The organism is Candidimonas humi (genome assembly GCF_019166065.1).
In the GTDB taxonomy this organism is placed as follows: domain Bacteria; phylum Pseudomonadota; class Gammaproteobacteria; order Burkholderiales; family Burkholderiaceae_B; genus Candidimonas; species Candidimonas humi.
In genome coordinates this window covers 101,672-120,435 of sequence record NZ_JAHTBN010000010.1, presented here as the reverse complement: position 1 = coordinate 120,435, position 18,764 = coordinate 101,672, and the positions used below count along the sequence as shown (strand labels likewise).

12 protein-coding genes and 1 other RNA gene are annotated in these 18,764 nt (G+C 67.8%); 12 read left to right on the top strand and 1 reads right to left on the bottom strand.

Translation table 11 applies throughout. The features are described 5' to 3' along the window. Positions 1-100: 100 nt before the first annotated feature. The 9 genes from KVP10_RS18250 (at position 101) to KVP10_RS18210 (ending at position 12,068) form a co-directional block, all read left to right on the top strand. Positions 101-1,498, top strand: coding sequence for a PD-(D/E)XK nuclease family protein (locus KVP10_RS18250; RefSeq protein WP_343218767.1), 1,398 nt, complete (start codon positions 101-103; stop codon positions 1,496-1,498). After that, entirely contained in the window at positions 1,479-5,069 is a 3,591-nt protein-coding gene (locus tag KVP10_RS18245) for a UvrD-helicase domain-containing protein (protein ID WP_217966161.1), read from the top strand. Before KVP10_RS18250 ends, KVP10_RS18245 begins: the two co-directional genes overlap by 20 nt. A 244-nt stretch (positions 5,070-5,313) precedes the next feature. Beyond that, an RNA gene (gene ffs / locus KVP10_RS18240) (signal recognition particle sRNA small type) lies at positions 5,314-5,411 on the top strand. Between the two features lie 257 nt (positions 5,412-5,668). Then, positions 5,669-8,026, top strand: a complete 2,358-nt coding sequence (gene dnaX / locus KVP10_RS18235) for a DNA polymerase III subunit gamma/tau (RefSeq protein ID WP_217966160.1) — start codon at positions 5,669-5,671, stop codon at positions 8,024-8,026. A gap of 130 nt (positions 8,027-8,156) precedes the next feature. Then, positions 8,157-8,483, top strand: a complete 327-nt coding sequence (locus tag KVP10_RS18230; protein ID WP_217966159.1) for a YbaB/EbfC family nucleoid-associated protein — start codon at positions 8,157-8,159, stop codon at positions 8,481-8,483. Continuing rightward, positions 8,483-9,091 (top strand): recombination mediator RecR, encoded by a 609-nt coding sequence (recR, locus tag KVP10_RS18225; RefSeq protein ID WP_217966158.1) that lies wholly within the window; start codon positions 8,483-8,485, stop codon positions 9,089-9,091. Before KVP10_RS18230 ends, recR begins: the two co-directional genes overlap by 1 nt. A gap of 337 nt (positions 9,092-9,428) precedes the next feature. Next, positions 9,429-10,469: an ABC transporter substrate-binding protein gene (locus KVP10_RS18220; protein ID WP_217966157.1), complete on the top strand. Its 1,041-nt coding sequence runs from the start codon at positions 9,429-9,431 to the stop codon at positions 10,467-10,469. Continuing rightward, positions 10,462-11,268: an ABC transporter ATP-binding protein gene (locus tag KVP10_RS18215; protein WP_217966156.1), complete on the top strand. Its 807-nt coding sequence runs from the start codon at positions 10,462-10,464 to the stop codon at positions 11,266-11,268. The genes KVP10_RS18220 and KVP10_RS18215 overlap by 8 nt, the downstream gene beginning before the upstream one ends. Positions 11,269-11,273: 5 nt before the next feature. After that, on the top strand, positions 11,274-12,068 hold the full coding sequence (locus KVP10_RS18210; protein ID WP_217966155.1) for an ABC transporter permease: 795 nt from the start codon (positions 11,274-11,276) through the stop codon (positions 12,066-12,068). Positions 12,069-12,298: 230 nt separating this feature from the next. Here KVP10_RS18210 and tal read toward each other — a convergent pair whose 3' ends face one another. Beyond that, on the bottom strand, positions 12,299-13,258 hold the full coding sequence (gene tal / locus KVP10_RS18205) for a transaldolase (protein ID WP_217966154.1): 960 nt from the start codon (positions 13,256-13,258) through the stop codon (positions 12,299-12,301). A gap of 160 nt (positions 13,259-13,418) precedes the next feature. Here tal and carA point away from each other — a divergent pair, with 160 nt between their 5' ends. From carA to KVP10_RS18190, 3 genes are all read left to right on the top strand, one after another. Next, positions 13,419-14,576: a glutamine-hydrolyzing carbamoyl-phosphate synthase small subunit gene (carA, locus tag KVP10_RS18200; RefSeq protein WP_376810974.1), complete on the top strand. Its 1,158-nt coding sequence runs from the start codon at positions 13,419-13,421 to the stop codon at positions 14,574-14,576. An 11-nt stretch (positions 14,577-14,587) separates the two neighbouring features. Continuing rightward, entirely contained in the window at positions 14,588-17,833 is a 3,246-nt protein-coding gene (gene carB, locus KVP10_RS18195) for a carbamoyl-phosphate synthase large subunit (RefSeq protein ID WP_217966152.1), read from the top strand. 84 nt (positions 17,834-17,917) lie between these two features. Continuing rightward, positions 17,918-18,724 carry an SDR family oxidoreductase gene (locus KVP10_RS18190; protein WP_217966151.1) on the top strand — a complete coding sequence of 269 codons (807 nt, stop codon included), beginning with the start codon at positions 17,918-17,920 and terminating at the stop codon, positions 18,722-18,724. The last annotated feature ends 40 nt before the right edge of the window (positions 18,725-18,764 follow it).

Here is an 18,764-nt window from a genome sequence, read left to right as displayed (position 1 = left end):
AAAGCCGACGATGAAGGTCGAGCGCAGGGTCAGCTCGGGACAGGCCTCGCGCCATTGCCGGATGCGCCCCAGCGTGCGGTCTTCGAAGGCGGGGCGCTTCATGGCCTTGAGGATGCGCGGGCTGGCGGGGCTGTCGGCGGCTTTGGGGCCGCAGGATTTCCGTTCCGCGCTGGGCCTGCTGGAACAATTATTGGCCGAGACCGCATTCCAGCCGCAGCGCGATCCGGCGGCGCGGCTCGACGTGCTCGGCCTGCTTGAGGCCGAGGGCGGCCGCTGGGACGGTGTGTGGGTGCTGGGGCTGGACGACGAGGTCTTGCCCGCAGCGCCGCGGCCCAATCCCTTGATTCCGCTGGCCGCCCTGCGGCGCGCCGGCGCGCCGCGCGCCACGCCCGAACGCGAACTGCAATGGGCGGCGGAACTCTATGCGGACTTGCTGTGCAGCGGCCCGCAGGTGCGCATCAGCCACGCGCAGCGCGCCGGCGAGCGCGAACTGCGTCCCAGCCCTTTCATTGCGGAATTGCCGGCGCGCAGCCTGAACGTATGCAGCCCCGAGCCCGGGCCGGCCGATATGGAAAGCCTGGTCGACGACCGCGGGCCCGGCCTCGCCGCCGGCAGCGTGACGCGCGGCGGCAGCGCGCTTTTGGACACCCAGTCGCGCAATCCGCTGTGGGCCTACGTCAAGTATCGGCTGGGCGCCGTGCAACTGGACGGTTATGCCGAGCTGGCCGACCTCAATGCGCGCGGCAACTTCCTGCATCGCGCCCTGGAAGTGGCGTGGGGCACGATGGGCAGCCACGAGGCGTTGTGCAGGCTGGCCGGCGATGGCGGGCTGGCCGCGCTGGTCGACGAGTCGCTGAACCAGGCGGCCGACGATTGCCTGCAGGCCTATGGTCCGGCGCTGCGCGCCCTGGAGATCGAACGTGCCCGCAAGGTATTGAAGGATTGGCTGGAACTGGAGCGGCAGCGCCAGCCCTTCCGCGTGCTGGGGCGGGAAGACGAACAGCGCTGGTCGTATGAAACCCTGGAACTGTCGCTGCGCCTGGACCGTGTCGACGAACTTGAAGACGGCAGCCGCATGATCATCGATTACAAATCCGGCGCGGGACGCCTGGATCCCAAGTCCAGCTGGACGCGCAGCCGGCCCGTCGATCTGCAGCTGCCGCTCTATGCGGCCGTGGTGGGCGGCGAGGGCGCGCGCGTGGCGGCGCTGGCGCTGGTGCGCCTGCATGCGCGCCAGGTCGAGGCCAAGGGCTTGGCCGAGGGCGACATTGGCCTGGCCGGCCTGAACGGCCTGCAGGACTGGCCGGAATGCGCCGGCCTGTCCTGGGACGATCTGCTGCGGCGCTGGCGCGCGGCCGTGGAACAGCTTGCCGGCGAATATGCGGCCGGCATCGCCCGCAACGAATTCCTGCGTCGCGACGACATGAAATATTGCGATGTGCTGCCTTTCCTGCGTCTCGAAGAAGAGGAGCCCGGACATGCCGGCCAGGGCGCCTAGCGACGCGGCGGCGCGCGCCGCCGCCCTCGATCCGGGCCGTTCCTTCGTGGTCCAGGCGCCGGCCGGATCGGGCAAGACCGAGTTGCTCACCGACCGCATCCTGGCGCTGCTGGCGACGGTGCAGCGGCCTGAAGAAGTCGTGGCCATTACCTTCACCCGCAAGGCGGCAAGCGAAATGCATGCGCGGGTCATGAAGAAGCTGCGCGACGGCGCGGGCCCGCGCCCCGAGTCGGGCGAGGAACACAAGCTGCGCAGCTGGGAACTGGCGCGCCAGGTCATGCAGCGCGATGCCGAACTGCGCTGGGACTTGCTGCGTTACCCGGCGCGCCTGGCCATACGCACCATCGATTCGTTCTGCGCCTGGCTGGTGCGCTCCATGCCCTGGTCCAGCGCGCTGGGCGGCATGCCCGCGATCTGCGACGACGCGCGCGAACACTACGCCGCGGCGGCCCGCGCCACGCTTGCCATGGCGGACGACGACGATTCGGTGCGGCGCTTCCTGGCGCACATGGATATAGACCTGCGGGCGGCGCAAGATCTCATAGGCGGCATGCTGGGCAACCGCGACCAGTGGCTGCCGCTGCTGGGACAGGGCGCCGATGCGCAGACACTGCTCGCGCACCTGGAGGACGCTATCGAGGAAGACCTGCGCGGCTTGCTCGCCTGCATGCCTGCGGGCTGGGCGCAACAGCTCGCGCCTTCGGTCGTGCCGGCCGCGAGCAATACCGTGCCGCCGCAGTCCGGGATGCTGGACCTGGCCGTGCTCGAAGACTGGGACAGCCGGCCCTTCGATGCATGCATGCGGGACTTGCCCAAGTGGCAGGCGCTTGCGCGCCTGCTGTTGACCGCCACCGGCGGCCTGCGGCGTACGGTCAACAAGAACCAGGGCTTTCCGCCGAAATCGGCGCATAAAGAGCCGTTCTTGCAATGGCTGCAAAGCCATGACGAGAACGAGCCCTGGGTCGAGCGGCTGGCCGCCATCCGCGGCGTGCCGGGCCAGGGCTACGACGCGCAGCAGATCGAGACGCTGCAGGCGCTCATTGCGGTGTTGTGGCTGGCCTGCGCCCAGCTCAACCTGCGCTTCGCGCAAACCGGCGAAGTGGATTTCATCGAGATCTCGCAGCGCGCCCTGCAGGCGCTGGGGCAGGCCGACGATCCGGGCGAGCTGCTGCTGCGGCTCGACGCGTCCATACGCCATTTGCTGATCGACGAATTCCAGGACACCAGCCAATCACAGATCGATCTGCTCGGGCGCCTGACCGCGGGCTGGGAGCCCGGCGACGGGCGCACGCTGTTCCTGGTGGGCGACCCCATGCAGTCTATCTACCGCTTCCGCAAGGCCGAAGTGGGCTGGTTCTTGAAGGTGCAGGAAGAAGGCCTGGGCGGCATAGCGCTCGAATCGCTGCGCCTGACCGACAATTTCCGTTCGCAGGCAGGTGTGGTTGACTGGGTCAACCGGGTGTTCGGGCCCATGTTCCCGGCCTTGCCCGATGCGGCCATGGGCGCGATTCCCTATACGCCTTCCGCTGCGTTCAACGAGGCTTTGCCGGGCCCCGCCATGCAGTTCCATCCCGTCGTGGCGGGCGATGATGCGGCCGCGCCGGGCGCCGGCGCCCATGCGCAGGCCGAAGACGAAGAGGACGAGGCCGCCGGCCGGCCCGACGAGGACAGCGAGGCGATCGCCGTGCGCCTGGCGCGCGAGGCGCTGGAGCGAGATCCGGACAGCCCGGCGCCGGTAGCCGTGCTGGTGCGCGCCCGCTCGCACCTGGGCAGCCTGGTGCGCCGCCTGGGCGAGGCCGGCATCCCTTGCCGCGCCGTGGAACTGGTGCCGCTGGCCTCGCGCCAGGTGGTCAGCGATCTGGTGCAACTGGCGCGCGCGCTGGCGCATCCGGGCGACCGCCTGGCGTGGCTGTCGGTGCTGCGCGCGCCCATGTGCGGCCTGAAGCTGGCCAGCCTGCACGCCTTGTTCGGGGACGACCACGGCCGCGCCCCGGCGGCCTTGCTCGAACAATGGCTGCGGCGCGACGCCCAAGGCGATCCCGGCCTCGATGCGGACGAGGCCGCGCGCCTGCGTCTCGCGGCGCGGGTCTTGCTGGACGGCGGCAACCGCTCGGGGGCGATGCCTTTTGCAGCATGGCTCGAGGATTGCTGGCGCCGGCTGGGCGGCCCGGCCGCATACCCGGGGGCCGGCGATCGCGCCGATGTCGAAAGCGTGCTGCGCCTGATCGAGGCGCTGGCGCCCTATGGCGGGCTGGATCCGGCCGAGCTGGACCGGCAATTGCAGCAACTCTATGCCGCGCCCAACGGGGCAGGGCGCGCCGTCGAGGTCATGACCATACACAAGTCCAAGGGCCTGGAATTCGGCACGGTCATCCTGATGGGCCTGCATCGCCGGCCCCGCGGCGACACCGCGCCGCTGATCCGCCTGGAGCAGAGCGAGGGCCGCCTGCTGCTGGGGCCCATACGCGGCCGGGCCTCGGAACAGTCCGATCCGGTGTCGTCCTACCTGGCGGAGCGCGAGAAGAAGCGCGCCGCCCATGAGACCGACAGGCTGCTGTATGTGGCCGCCACGCGCGCGCGCGAGCGCCTGCATTTGATCGCCACGGTGACGCCGGGCGAAGAGGGCGTGAAAAAGCCTGCCGCCGCAAGCCTGCTGGGACGCTTGTGGGACCAACTGGAAATGCCGCAACTGCCGCCGCGGCTCGAGGAGCCCTCGGCCGCGCCGGCCTTGCCGGCCGCCGCGCCGCCGCGCCGGCTGTTGCGCCTGCGCCAGGTCGGACCGGCGCAGCAGTTCGTGGCCGCGGCCGGCGAATCTGAAGCAGCCGGCGAATTCAATGCAGCCGGCGGCCCAGCGGCCGGTGCTCCGGCGGCAGATATTCCGGTGGCCGGCATTCCGGTGGCCGGCACCCCGGTGGCCGGCATTCGGGGAGCCAGTGCTCCGGCGGCTGATATATCGGCTGCGGGCGCTGTGGCGGCGCCGGACGGCACCCCTGGGGGCGGCACATCGGCTGGCGTTGCGCCGGGCAGGCGAGGGGGCTCCGGTGCCTGGGTCTGGCCGGCCGAATCCGGCTACGAGTCCATGGCCGGGACGGTGGCCCATGCCTGGCTGGAACGCCTGGGCCGCGACGGCTTGTCGCAATGGCCGCCCGCCCGCGTCGAGGCCAGCCTGGGCCTGATACGCCGCCAGTTGAGCCGCGCCGGCGTGGCCGAGGCGGACCTGGCCGAGGCCGCCCGCGCCGTCGGCGAGACGCTGCAGGCCACGCTGGCCAGCGAGCGCGGCCGCTGGCTGCTCGAGGCGGCCGGTGCGCATCGGGAATGGTCGCTGCTGGATGTCTCCGGCCGGGTGTCGGTGATCGATCTGGCAATTTCCCACGAGGGCGGCTGGCTGGTGGTCGACTACAAGACCGGCGTGCCGCACGAGGGCGAAAGCCTCGAGGCCTACGCCGAGCGCATGGCCGGGCGCTACGCCGAGCAGATCCGCCGCTACTCCCGCCAGGTCGAGGCGCTGGACGGCAGGCCGGCCCGGGGCGCGCTGTATTTCCCGCGGGCCGATCTCTGGGTGGATTGCTGAGGCGCGTTGCGGCCGGCTGGCCGATGGCGCCGCTGCGCGCCGTCACGTGTCGGATAGTGTCGGATGGCACTGGCCCTGTGCTCGCCGGTCTGCGTCCGTTAAGAAGAGCGGAAGAACGGCGTTCTGGCGCGTTTGCGGCCCGGATGTGGCCCAGATGTGGCCCAGATGTGGCCCAGATGTGGCCCAGATGTGGCACGACTGTCGAGCCAGGACAGGGCGCGCCAGTCCTGTTAAACTTCGGATGGGCGGGTCCCTTCGCATGGTCCGGCGGTGAACCTGGTCAGGTCGGGAACGAAGCAGCCACAGTCGTTCAGGGTCAGTGCCGAAGTAAGGCTCGCCTCTTTCATTTCTCCTTTCTTTTCTTGCGCCTGCGTGCCTGGCGTCTCGTTTGCCGGATCCTTGGGCTGGCGCGCATATTCGATTGCGGCGCGCCCATCCGATTCCGGCCCCTGGTTCAGCCACGCAAGACGCTGGCCGGGCGCAGCGGCCCCGGCGCCATGCCGGCCCCATTCTTCCCTGTGCGCCTGCATGCCCCGGCTTCCTGTCGAATCCGGTAAACTTTTCGTTTATCCTCCAGGTTTTTGGGCAAAAACTCCGGCATGACTTATCTGGTATTGGCGCGCAAGTGGCGTCCCCGCTCGTTCGACACCCTGGTCGGCCAAGACCACGTGGTGCGCGCGCTGACGCACGCCCTGGCGACCCAGCGCCTGCATCACGCGTGGCTCTTCACCGGCACGCGCGGCGTGGGCAAGACCACCTTGTCGCGCATCCTGGCCAAGTCCCTGAACTGCGAGACCGGCATCACGCCTACCCCTTGCGGCACTTGCCGGGCCTGCACGGAAATCGATGCCGGCCGCTACGTCGACTACCTCGAACTGGATGCCGCCTCCAATCGTGGCGTCGAGGAAATGACGCAATTGCTCGAACAGGCGGTGTACGCGCCCAGCGCCGGCCGCTTCAAGGTCTACATGATCGACGAAGTGCACATGCTCACCGGGCATGCCTTCAACGCCATGCTCAAGACGCTGGAAGAGCCGCCGCCGCACGTCAAGTTTATACTGGCCACCACCGATCCGCAGAAGATCCCCGTCACGGTGCTGTCGCGTTGCCTGCAGTTCAATCTCAAGCAGATGGCCGCCGAATCCATCGTCACGCACCTGCATGGCGTGCTGGAACAAGAAGGCATAGAGTCCGAGACGCCGGCGCTGCGCCTGCTGGCCCAGGCCGCCGCGGGCTCCATGCGCGATGCCTTGTCGCTGACCGACCAGGCCATCGCCTACAGCGCCGGGCGCATCACCGCCGAGGCGGTGCAAGGCATGCTGGGCACCATAGACCAGCGCCATCTGCTGCGGCTGCTGCAGGCCCTGGCCGATTCCAGCGCGCGCGAAGTGCTGGACGTAGCCGACGAACTGGCCGCGCGCGGACTGTCGTATTCGGGGGCGCTGGCCGACCTGGCCGTGATGCTGTCGCGCGTTGCGATCGAACAGCGCGTCGGCGCCGTGCTGCCCGACGACGATCCACTGGCCGGCGACCTGCGCGCCCTGGCGGGGCATCTGCATCCCGACCTGGTCCAGCTTTTCTATTCGATCGCCGTGCACAGCCGCCAGGAATTGGCCTTGGCTCCCGACGAATACGCAGGCTTCGTCATGGCCTGCCTGCGCATGCTGGCGGTGGCGCCGCCGGCGCCTGAAGACGGGGCGCGTGCCTCGCTGCCGCCTGCGGCCGAAGCCCGGGGCGCGACAGCGCCGGCCGTGTCTGCCGCGGCCGCTGCGCCCGCGCCTGCCGCACAGGGTTCCGCCGAGCCGGCCTCCGGGCCCGCGGGTTCCACGGCATCGGCCGTGTCGGGCATGGCCGATGCCCGCGATGCACATTCCACGCGCGAGGCTGGCCCGGGGGTGTCCGCGGCTGAATCTGCCGTCGATTCTGCAAGCCCCGCGCCAGCCGCCCCAGTGCAAATTGCCGCTGTGCAAGCGGCAGCCGCTCAGGCGACGCCGGCATCAACTCCGCCGGTGTCGATGCCGGCGCCAGTAGCGTCCGCACAAACAGCGTCCACACAAACGGCACCTGCACAAACGGCGCCGCAGGCCTCTGTCGCGCAAGCCGCGGCGGCCGCGCCGGCACCCGAGGCGGACAGGCCCGATGGCCCGGCCGCGGCGCCGCAGCCCAGCCCGGCGGTGGCGGCCATACTCGCGGCGCGTTCCCGGGGCGCCGCCACGAAACTCGATGCTGCGGCGGCCGATGCCGCGGCGGGCAGCCAGGTGCGGGCCGGCAGCGTGCCCGATGCCCATGCGCACGAAGATTCAGCGCCGGCCGATGCTGCGTTCGAAGACAGCGCGCCGCAAGATGGTGCGATGGATGCTTCAGCATCCGACGAGCCCCCGGACTACGGCGACGATATCCCCGCCTGGGAAGACGGGCCGATGGCCGATGCTTCGGGCTATACCGATATCGACGATGCCTCCTACGAGCGGGACGACATGCCGCTGGACCAGGCCATGGGCGACGCCGGCGCGATGTTTGCGCAGCAAGCGCCGCGCGCCGACATGCCCCGCCTGGCCGACATGAGCGCCGGCGCCTGGCCTGAACTGGCCGCGAAGCTGCCGCTGACGGGGCTGGCCGCGGAACTCGCTCGCCAGAGCGAGTGGCTCGGCTCGCAAGGCGCCCGGGTGCGCCTGCGGGTCGCCGTGCGATCCCTGGCCGAAAGCCCGGGCAAGTCGCGCCTGCGCACGGTGTTGTCGGAACATTTCGGCACCGTGGTCGAGCTCGACGTGGAATACGGCCGCACAGGCGAAGACACCGCGCACGCCGTAGAGCAGGCGCGCCGCGCGGCACGCCAGAAAGAAGCCGAGCAGGCGGTGCAGGACGATCCGCTGGTGCGAACCTTGATCGACGATTTCGGGGCGACGGTGGTGGCCGGGTCCGTGCGGGCCGAGAGCACCGAGCCCAAGGCGGCTTAGCGCCGACACCAACAGGCCCTGGCATGCCCGCGCCGAAGTGGCTAGCCGTTCCGGCGTGTGCAGGTTCCGGGGCCGTTCGGATATTTTGCGATTTTTATTCAGACAGTTTATTCAGACAGGATAGTTCATCATGATGAAAGGCCAGATTGCCGGCTTGATGCGGCAAGCCCAGCAAATGCAGGAAAACATGAAGAAGGCCCAGGAAGCGCTGGCCGATATCGTGGTCGAGGGCGCCTCGGGCGGCGGCCTGGTCAAGGTGTCCATGACCTGCCGCCACGATGTGCGGCGCGTGTCCATCGACCCCAGCCTGCTGGGCGACGACAAGGACATGCTCGAAGACCTGGTGGCCGCGGCCTTCAATGACGCGCTGCGCAAGGCCGAGGCCGCGTCCCAGGAGAAAATGGCGTCGGTCACGGCCGGCATGCCCCTGCCTCCGGGAATGAAACTGCCCTTCTGATGGACGAGCTGCTGCCCGAGCCCGAGCCGCTGCGAGCGCTGATCGAGGCCCTGCGCCATTTGCCGGGCGTCGGCGCCCGCTCGGCGCGGCGCATGGCGTACCACCTGCTGCAGCGCGACCCGGCCGGCGCCGACTCGCTCAGCCGCGCCTTGTCCAGCGCCGTGCACGGCCTGCGCCATTGCGCGCGCTGCAACAGCTTCACCGAGGACGAGGTCTGCGCGACCTGCCTCAATCCCAAGCGCGACGCCGGCGTGCTGTGCGTAGTGGAAACGCCGGCCGACCAGAACATGATCGAGTCGAGCCACGGCTACCGCGGCCTGTACTACGTGTTGATGGGCCGCCTCGCGCCGCTGGAGGGCGTGGGGCCCGGCGACCTGCAGTTCGATCGCCTGTTGCAGCGGGCCTGCGACGGCGTGGTGCGCGAGGTGATTCTGGCCACCAATTTCACCGCCGAAGGCGAGACCACGGCGCATTATTTGTCCGAGCTGCTGCACGCCCGCGGGCTCGCGGTGACGCGGCTGGCGCGCGGCGTGCCTGCCGGCAGCGAACTCGAATACGTGGATGCCGGCACCATCGCCTGGGCGCTGATGGAACGGCGCAGCACCTGAAGCGCCGCACCGCCGCCCGAAAATGAACGCAAGCTGAACGCGGCGTGCCCAGGCCCGGCGCGCGGCGCCGCTTGCGCGCCCTGTGTGGCGCCGAGTGGCGCCGCGATCGCAGTCCGCGAGGCCAGCCATGCCGATGCGGCAGTTCATCATAGTGCAATACCTGATTAAGCCGGGGCCGGGTTCTCGGGTATTATCGGGAGGCTTCATACAGGCCGCAGTGGCCGGGCGCGCCAGAACCGGGATCCGGATCGTGCGCGCGGCTGCTGCGGCCTGAGATATGTAGACGCTCGCTCGCGTTCCAAATAAACACACAGATAACCGACTCAGGAGGTCGAGTATGTCTTTATCCCGTCGTGAACTTATCAAGCTCGCCGGCATGGCCGGCGCCGCTACGGTCTTCCCCCGTCTGGCCGGCGCCCAGGGTATCGAGAAAAAAGATGTCAAGATCGCGGTGGGCGGTCAGGCGCTCATCTATTACCTGCCCCTGACCATCGCGCAGCGCCGCGGCTACTTCAAGGACGAAGGGCTGGATGCCAGCGTCGTCGATTTCGCCGGCGGTTCCAAGGCCCTGCAGGCCGTGGTGGGCGGCAGTGCCGACGTGGTCTCGGGCGCCTTCGAACATACCATCATGCTGCAGTCCAAGGGCCAGTTCTACCGTACCTTCGCGCAACAGGGCCAGGCGCCGATGATGGTGCTGGGCGTGTCGACCAAGACCATGGCCGGCTACAAGAGCCCGGCCGATCTCAAGGGCAAGAAGGTCGGCGTGACCGCGCCGGGTTCGTCCACCAACATGATGGTCAGCTTCTTCCTGACCAAGCACGGCCTGAAGCCGACCGATGTCTCCATCATCGGCGTGGGCGCGGGCGCCGGCGCCATCACCGCCATACGCAGCGGCCAGATCGATGCCATGTGCAACGTGGACCCGGTCGTCAGCACCCTGGTGCATTCCAAGGACTTCCACGTCATCTCCGATACGCGCACGCTCAAGGACACCCACGAAGTCTTCGGCGGCAACATGCCCTCGGGCTGCCTGTATGCCTCGCAGGCCTTCCTCGACAAGAATCCGAATACCGCGCAGGCCCTGGCCAACGCCATCGTGCGCGCCGACAAGTGGATCCATTCGGCATCCCTGGACGACATCGCCAAGACGGTGCCCGAATCCTATCTGCTGGGCGACCCGGCCCTGTACAAGCTGGCCCTGCAGGGCAATATGGAAGCCATCTCGCCCGACGGCATGGTGGCGGCCGACGGCCCGGCAACGGCCCTGAAGGCGCAGGCGGCCTATATTCCCAACTTCGACGCCGGCAAGATCGACATCTCCAAGATCTGGACCAACCAGTTCGTGATCAAGGCCAACAAGAAATACCCCCATGCCTGAAGCCGCACTATTGCTGGAAAACATCACGTGCCGCTTTGCGGCGCGTGACGGCGGCCAGGGCTATACGGCGGTGCGCGATGCGACCCTGTCCATCGCGCCCGGCGAGTTCGTCTCGGTGGTGGGGCCCACGGGCTGCGGCAAGTCGACGCTGCTGAACGTGGGCGCCGGGCTGCTTGCCCCGTCCTCGGGCCAGGTCCGGGTATTCGGCCAGGAGCTCTCGGGCATCAACGAGCGGGCCGGCTACATGTTCCAGGGCGAGGCGCTCATGCCGTGGCGCAATGCCCTGGACAATGTCGTGGCCGGCCTCGAATTCGCCCACATGCCGCGCGCCCAGGCGCGCGAGCTGGGGCTGCAGTGGCTCAAGCGCGTAGGGCTGGGCGGTTTCGAGACGCGCTATCCGCACCAGATGTCCGGCGGCATGCGCAAGCGCGTGATGCTCGCCCAGACGCTGATACGCGACCCGGACATCATCCTGATGGACGAGCCGTTCTCCGCGCTCGATATCCAGACGCGCCAGCTCATGGAAAACGAGGTCCTCGAACTCTGGATGGCCAAGCGCAAGGCCGTGCTCTTCATCACGCACGACCTCGACGAGGCCATTGCCATGAGCGACCGCGTGGTGGTGCTGTCGGCCGGGCCGGCCACGCATCCCATCGGGCAGTTCGAGATCGACATCCCGCGTCCGCGCGACGTGGCCGAGGTGCGCACGCACCCGCGCTTCGTCGAACTGCACCAGGCGATCTGGGATGTCTTGCGCGAAGAAGTATTGAAGGGCTATGCCCAACAGAAACGGGCCTGAATAATATGTCCAAGTCCTCAATGTTTACGCCGCGCATGTTGCGGTTCTGGCAGGTGTTGCTGCTGTTGTTGATCCTGGTCGGATGGTACCTGGGGGCGCGCAATGTGAATTTCGCGTTCTTCTTCGGCCAGCCGATCTCGGTGGCCAAGGTGATCTGGGCCTGGTTCATCGGCAACGGCGACATCTATCCCCATCTGTGGGTGACGCTCGTCGAGACGGTGCTCGCTTTCGTGATCGGCACGGTCACCGGCCTGGCCATGGGCCTGTGGCTGGGCTTGTCGCGCACGGCCAGCGCGCTGCTCGACCCCTACATCACCGCGGCCAATTCCATGCCTCGCGTGATCCTGGCGCCGATCTTCGGCATGTGGTTCGGGCTGGGCATCTGGTCCAAGGTGGCGCTGGCGGTCACGCTGGTGTTCTTCATCGTCTTCTTCAACGTCTACCAAGGCGTGCGCGAAGTCAGCACCACGCTGCTGGACAACGCCCGCATGCTGGGCGCCAGCCAGCGCCAGTTGCTGCGCCACGTCTATATCCCGTCGGCGACCAGCTGGGTGTTTTCCAGCCTGCACACTTCGGTGGGCCTGGCCTTCGTGGGCGCGGTGGTGGGCGAATACCTGGGCTCGGCCAGCGGCGTCGGCTACCTGATACTGCAGGCCGAAGGCACGCTGGACGTCAACACGGTGTTCGCCGGGATCGTGGTGCTGACGGTGTTCGCGCTGCTGCTGGACGGCCTGGTGGCCCTGATCGAACGCCGCCTGCTGGTCTGGAAACCCAAGGCGGGGGAAACCGAGAAACTCTGATCCGCCGAGCATTCGGCGGCCGGGGTCATCTGTCCCGTTCCTGTCCATAAATGAAACTGGCGCCCCGAGGGGCGCCAGTTTCATTTATGGGCTACGGCGGCCTGCCATCCATGGCCCGTCCTCCGCCCCGGGGGCTGCCTGAACCCGGCGTGGCTGGGCTTACCCGTACAGGCAGGGCAAAGCCGCGCCGCCATTATTTTGAGGGCGGGCCCTTGTGCTGCGGCCCCGTATCATGCCGCGCGGGCCTGGTCGATCAAGGCTTCCAGCTTGACGGCATCGGCGACGAACACCCGTATGCCCTCGGCCAGCTTCTCGGTGGCCATGGCGTCCTGGTTGAGCTGGCTGCGGAAAGAAACCTCGTCGCAGGGCAGGGTGTCGCCCGCGGACTGCGCGGCGCGGGCCGGGTCCAGGCGGCGCTCGACCGGGGCGTCGCCGGCGGCCAGTTCGCCCAGCAGCTCGGGGCTGATGGTCAGAAGGTCGCAACCGGCCAGGGCCAGGATCTGCCCCTTGTTGCGGAAGCTCGCGCCCATGATCTCGGTCTGGATGCCGCGCGCCTTGTAGTAGTCGTAGATACGGGTCACGGACTGCACACCCGGGTCTTGCGCACCGGCCTGGGCGGCCTCGTCCCATTGCGCGCCCGCCGCTTTCTTGTACCAGTCGTAGATGCGGCCCACAAAAGGCGAGATGAGCTGTACGCCGGCATCGGCGCAGGCCACGGCCTGCGGCAGCGAAAACAGCAGCGTCAGGTTGCAGCGTATGCCTTCGCGCTGCAATACCCGCGCCGCCTGTATCCCTTCCCAGGTGGAGGCGATCTTTATCAATATGCGCTCGCGGCCTATGCCTGCAAGCCGGTACAGTTCCACCAGCCGCCGTGCGCGCTCGATGGTGGCCTGCGTGTCGAAGCTCAGGCGGGCGTCGACTTCGGTGGATACGCGGCCGGGCACGATGCCGAGGATTTCCAGGCCGAAGGCCACCAGCAGGCGCTCGGCCAGTTCCGCCGTCGGGGCGCCGGCGTGGTCGGCGAGCAGCTTGTCCAATAGCGGGCGGTAGGCGGGCTTCTGGACGGCCTTCAGTATCAGGGATGGATTGGTGGTGGCGTCGGTGGGACGGTGCGCGCGCATGGACTCGAAGTCGCCCGTATCGGCGACGACGGTGGTGTACTGGCGCAAGGCATCGAGCTGGTTGGGCATGGTGGCAGGCTGGAACGCGAAACTGAGGAGCCGCCATTATGGCAGCGAACCGCACGGCGGCACATGATTACGGCCCGGCCGGGGGGCCAGCAAGGCCGGAATAATGTCTCAAGGTATAATCCCAAGGTTTACTTACTGTCATTGAAAGCCGGGGTTTACTTTGCTGCCGTCAATTTTCCCAGAGAGAGCCGATGGGCTTTCTCCTGCAATTCTAGCTTTGGCGGACGGTACCATCTTCAAGGGTGTCTCTATCGGCGCCGATGGTTATTCCGTCGCCGAGGTCGTCTTCAATACCGCCATGACGGGCTATCAGGAAATCCTGACCGACCCGAGCTACAACGGCCAGATCGTTACCCTGACCTACCCCCACATCGGCAACACCGGAGTCAACGTCGAAGACGTCGAGTCGGCGCGCGTGCATGCCGCCGGCCTGGTGGTGCGCGATTGCCCGCTGCGCGTCTCGAACTTCCGCGCCACCCAGTCGCTGCCCGAATACCTGAAGGCGCAGGGCGTGGTCGGCATCGCCGGAATCGATACCCGCAAGCTCACTCGCATCCTGCGTGAGGGCGGCGCCCAGGGCGCCTGCATCCTGGCCGGCTCGGAAGATGCGCAGCGCGCCGTCGAGCTCGCGCGTGGCTTCCCGGGCATGTCGGGCCAGGATCTCGCCAAGGTGGTGTCCATCACCGAGCGCCAGGAATGGCGGCAGGGCACCTGGACCCTCGGCGAGGGCTACTCGCAAAAGCAGGACGGCGAGTATCACGTGGTGGCCTACGATTTCGGCGTCAAGTTCAATATCTTGCGCCTGCTGGCCGAGCGCGGCTGCCGCGTCACCCTGGTGCCGGCGCAGACGCCGGTGGCCGATGCGCTGGCGCTCAAGCCCGATGGCATCTTCCTGTCCAACGGGCCCGGCGACCCCGAGCCTTGCGACTACGCCGTGGCCACCGCACAGGCCGCCATCGAGCGCAAGATCCCCCTGTTCGGCATTTGCCTGGGCCAGCAGATCATGGGCCTGGCGCTCGGCGGGCGCACCATCAAGATGAAGGCCGGCCACCATGGCGCCAATCATCCGGTGCACGACCTCGCCAGCGGCCGCGTCTTCATTACCAGCCAGAATCACGGCTTTGCTGTCGATGCCGCGACGCTGCCCGCCAACGCCCGGACCACCCATGTGTCGCTGTTCGACGGCACGCTGCAGGGCTTCGAGCTCACCGACGCTCCGGCCTTCTGCTTCCAGGGGCACCCCGAGGCCAGCCCGGGGCCGCACGACATCCTGGTGTTATTCGACAAATTCATCAGCCTCATGGCCGGCCAGCACTGAAATCCCGCATCATGCCCAAGCGTACAGACATAAAAAGCATACTCATCATCGGCGCAGGGCCGATCATCATCGGCCAGGCCTGCGAATTCGACTATTCCGGGGCCCAGGCCTGCAAGGCCCTGAAGGCCGAAGGCTTCCACACCATCCTGGTCAACAGCAATCCGGCCACCATCATGACCGACCCGGAGACGGCCGATGTCACGTACATCGAGCCCATCAACTGGCAGGCGCTGGAAAAAATCATCGAGCGCGAACGGCCCGATGCGCTGCTGCCCACCATGGGCGGCCAGACCGCGCTCAATTGCGCGCTGGATCTCGCGCACCACGGCGTGCTGGAAAAATACGGCGTCGAGCTCATAGGCGCCAACGAGCACGCCATCGAGAAGGCCGAGGACCGGCAGAAATTCAAGGTGGCCATGACCGCCATCGGCCTGGAATCCGCCAAGTCCGGCGTGGCGCACACCATGGACGAAGCCTGGGACGTGCAGCGGCGCATCGCCGAGCAGATCTCGGGCTCCGGTTTCCCGGTGGTGATACGTCCCAGCTTCACGCTCGGCGGCACCGGCGGCGGCATTGCCTACAACCCGGAAGAATTCGAAGCCATCTGCCGCCGCGGCCTGGATGCCTCGCCCACCAACGAGCTGCTGATCGAAGAGTCGCTGCTTGGCTGGAAAGAATACGAGATGGAGGTCGTGCGCGACCGCGCCGACAACTGCATCATCGTCTGCTCCATCGAGAACCTCGATCCGATGGGCGTGCACACGGGCGACTCGATCACGGTGGCGCCGGCGCAGACGCTGACCGACAAGGAATACCAGATCATGCGCGACGCCTCGATCGCGGTGCTGCGCGAGATCGGCGTCGACACCGGCGGCTCGAACGTGCAGTTCGCGGTCAATCCGCAGAACGGGCGCATGATCGTCATTGAAATGAACCCGCGCGTTTCGCGCTCCTCGGCGCTGGCCTCCAAGGCCACGGGCTTTCCCATCGCCAAGGTGGCGGCCAAGCTGGCCGTGGGCTATACGCTGGACGAACTGCGCAACGAGATCACCGGCGGGGCCACTCCGGCCTCGTTCGAACCCACCATCGACTACGTGGTCACCAAGGTGCCGCGTTTCGCCTTCGAGAAATTCCCGCAGGCCGATTCGCGCCTGACCACGCAGATGAAGTCCGTGGGCGAAGTCATGGCCATCGGCCGTACCTTCCAGGAATCCTTCCAGAAGGCGCTGCGCGGCCTGGAGGTCGGCGTCGACGGCCTGAACCAGAAGACCACCGACCGCGAGAAGCTGCAGGTCGAGCTGGGCGAGCCCGGGCCGGAACGCATCTGGTACGTGGGCGACGCCTTTGCCCAGGGCTTTACCCTGGACGAGGTGCATGCCCTGACGCGCATCGACCCCTGGTTCCTGGCGCAGATCAAGGAAATCGTCGACATCGAGCTGGCCCTGGAACAAAAGACGCTGGCCGATCTCGACCGCGACACCGTATGGCAGCTCAAGCGCCGCGGTTTTTCCGATCGGCGCCTGGCCTTCCTGCTGGACACGTCCGAAGCCGAGGTGCGCAAGCTGCGCCACCAGCTCGATGTGCGTCCGGTGTACAAGCGGGTCGACACCTGCGCGGCCGAATTCGCCACGCGCACGGCCTATATGTATTCCACCTATGAAGAGGAATGCGAGGCCGCGCCCACCGACCGCAAGAAGATCATCGTGCTGGGCGGCGGGCCGAACCGCATCGGCCAGGGCATCGAATTCGACTACTGCTGCGTGCATGCGGCGCTGGCCCTGCGCGAAGACGGTTTCGAGACCATCATGGTCAACTGCAACCCCGAGACCGTGTCCACCGACTACGACACGTCCGACCGTCTGTACTTCGAGCCCTTGACGCTGGAAGACGTGCTCGAGATCGTGCACAAGGAAAACCCGGTCGGCATGATCGTGCAGTACGGCGGCCAGACGCCGCTGAAGCTGGCGCGCGCGCTCGAGGCCAATGGCGTGCCCATCATCGGCACCAGTCCCGAATCCATCGACGTCGCGGAAGACCGCGAGCGCTTCCAGAAGCTCTTGAACAAGCTGGGCCTGCGCCAGCCGCCCAACCGCACCGCGCGCACCGAGGGCGAGGCCCTGGCGCACGCCGCCGAGATCGGCTACCCGCTGGTGGTGCGTCCCAGCTACGTGCTGGGCGGGCGCGCCATGGAAATCGTGCACGAGCAGCAAGACCTCGAACGCTACATGCGCGAGGCGGTCAAGGTCAGCAACGACTCGCCGGTGCTGCTCGACCACTTCCTGAACAACGCCACCGAAGTCGACGTGGATTGCCTGGCCGACGATGACCAAGTCTTCATCGGCGGTGTCATGGAACACATCGAGCAGGCCGGCGTGCACTCGGGCGATTCGGCCTGCAGCCTGCCGCCGTATTCCCTGTCGCCGGAAGTTGTCACCGAAATCAAGCGCCAGACCTCGCTGATGGCGCGCGCCCTGCAGGTCAAGGGCCTGATGAATGTGCAGTTCGCCATCCAGGACGGCGACGTCTACGTGCTGGAAGTCAATCCGCGCGCTTCGCGCACCGTGCCTTTCGTGTCCAAGGTCACCGGGCTGCAACTGGCCAAGATCGCCGCACGCGTCATGGCCGGCCGCACGCTGGCCGATCAGGGCGTGGGCGCCGAGGTCCGGCTGCCGTATTTCGCGGTCAAGGAAGCGGTCTTCCCCTTCGTCAAGTTCCCGGGGGTCGACACCATCCTCGGGCCCGAGATGAAATCCACGGGCGAAGTCATGGGCGTGGGCGAGAGCTTCGGCGAGGCCTTCGTCAAGTCGCAGCTCGCCGCCGGCGTGCAACTGCCCGAGTCGGGCGTGGCCTTCATCAGCGTCAAGCCGCAGGACAAGCCGCGCGCAGTCGAAGTGGCCCGCGGCCTGGTAGAGCTCGGCTTCAAGGTGGTGGCCACCCGCGGCACCGCCGCGGCGATCGAGGCCGCCGGCTTGCCGGTGCAGGTGGTCAACAAGGTTACCGAGGGCCGTCCGCACATCGTCGACATGATCAAGAGCGGCGAGATCTCGCTGGTCATCAATACCGTCGAGGAACGCCGCAACGCGATCGCCGACTCGCGCCTGATCCGTACCCATGCGCTGGCATCCCGGGTCACCTTCTTCACCACTATTGCCGGCGCCAGCGCCGCTGTCGAGGGCATGCAGTACCTGCGCCACGGCGGCGGCCTGAAAGTGTATCCGCTGCAGGAGCTGCACGCGTCCCTGCGGCGGGCGCACTAGCCCGCCGCAACTTGGGAATGGCAGGTATCGGCCCTTTCGGTGTGCTGGCGGACCCGGCCCACGGCCGGCGTCCGGGCCTCGAGCATGGCCGCCGCTGATGCCGCCTGCGCTGTGCCGTCCGGCGGTGCGCCGCGCGCGGGCCGCGTCTTCATCACGGGCGCCAGCAGCGGCATAGGGGCCGCGCTGGCCGCCGTGTACGCGCGCCGCGGCGCGGAGCTCGGCCTGCTGGGCCGGCGCCGCCCGGCGCTCGAAGCACTGGCCCGGTCGCTGCCGGGGAACCACCGCGTCTATGCCGTCGACGTGCGCTACCGCGCCGCGCTGCACGCCGTTGCTGCCGACTTTCTTGCGGGCGGCCCGGTCGACGTGGTCATCGCCAGCGCCGGCATCAGCGTCGGCACCGTGACCGAAGAGCCCGAAGACTTCGACGTCTTCGAGGCCATCATCGACACCAATCTGAACGCCACCGTGGCGACCTTCGAGCCCTTCATGGCTGCCATGAAGGCGCGCGGCGCCGGCAGGCTGGTGGGCATCGCCAGCGTGGCAGCCGTGCGCGGCCTGCCGGGCGCGGGCGCCTACTGCGCCTCCAAGGCGGCGGTGCGCAATTACTGCGAAAGCCTGCGGGTCGAGCTGCACGGCAGCGGCGTGGGCGTCGTGACCCTGGCGCCGGGCTTCATCCGTACGCCCATGACGGCGCGCAATCCCTACAAGATGCCTTTCCTGATGCCGGTGGAGCGCTTCGCCGAACTGGCCGTGCGGGCCATAGACCGCAACGTCCCGTACATCGTGCTGCCCTGGCAAATGGCCTGGGTGGCGCGCCTGCTGCGCCTGGTGCCCAACCGCCTGTACGACCACTACGCCGCGCAGCGCGGCCGCAAGCCGCGGCAGTCCTGAGGCCTATCTTCGCGGCGATCCGCAACCACAACCCGTAACC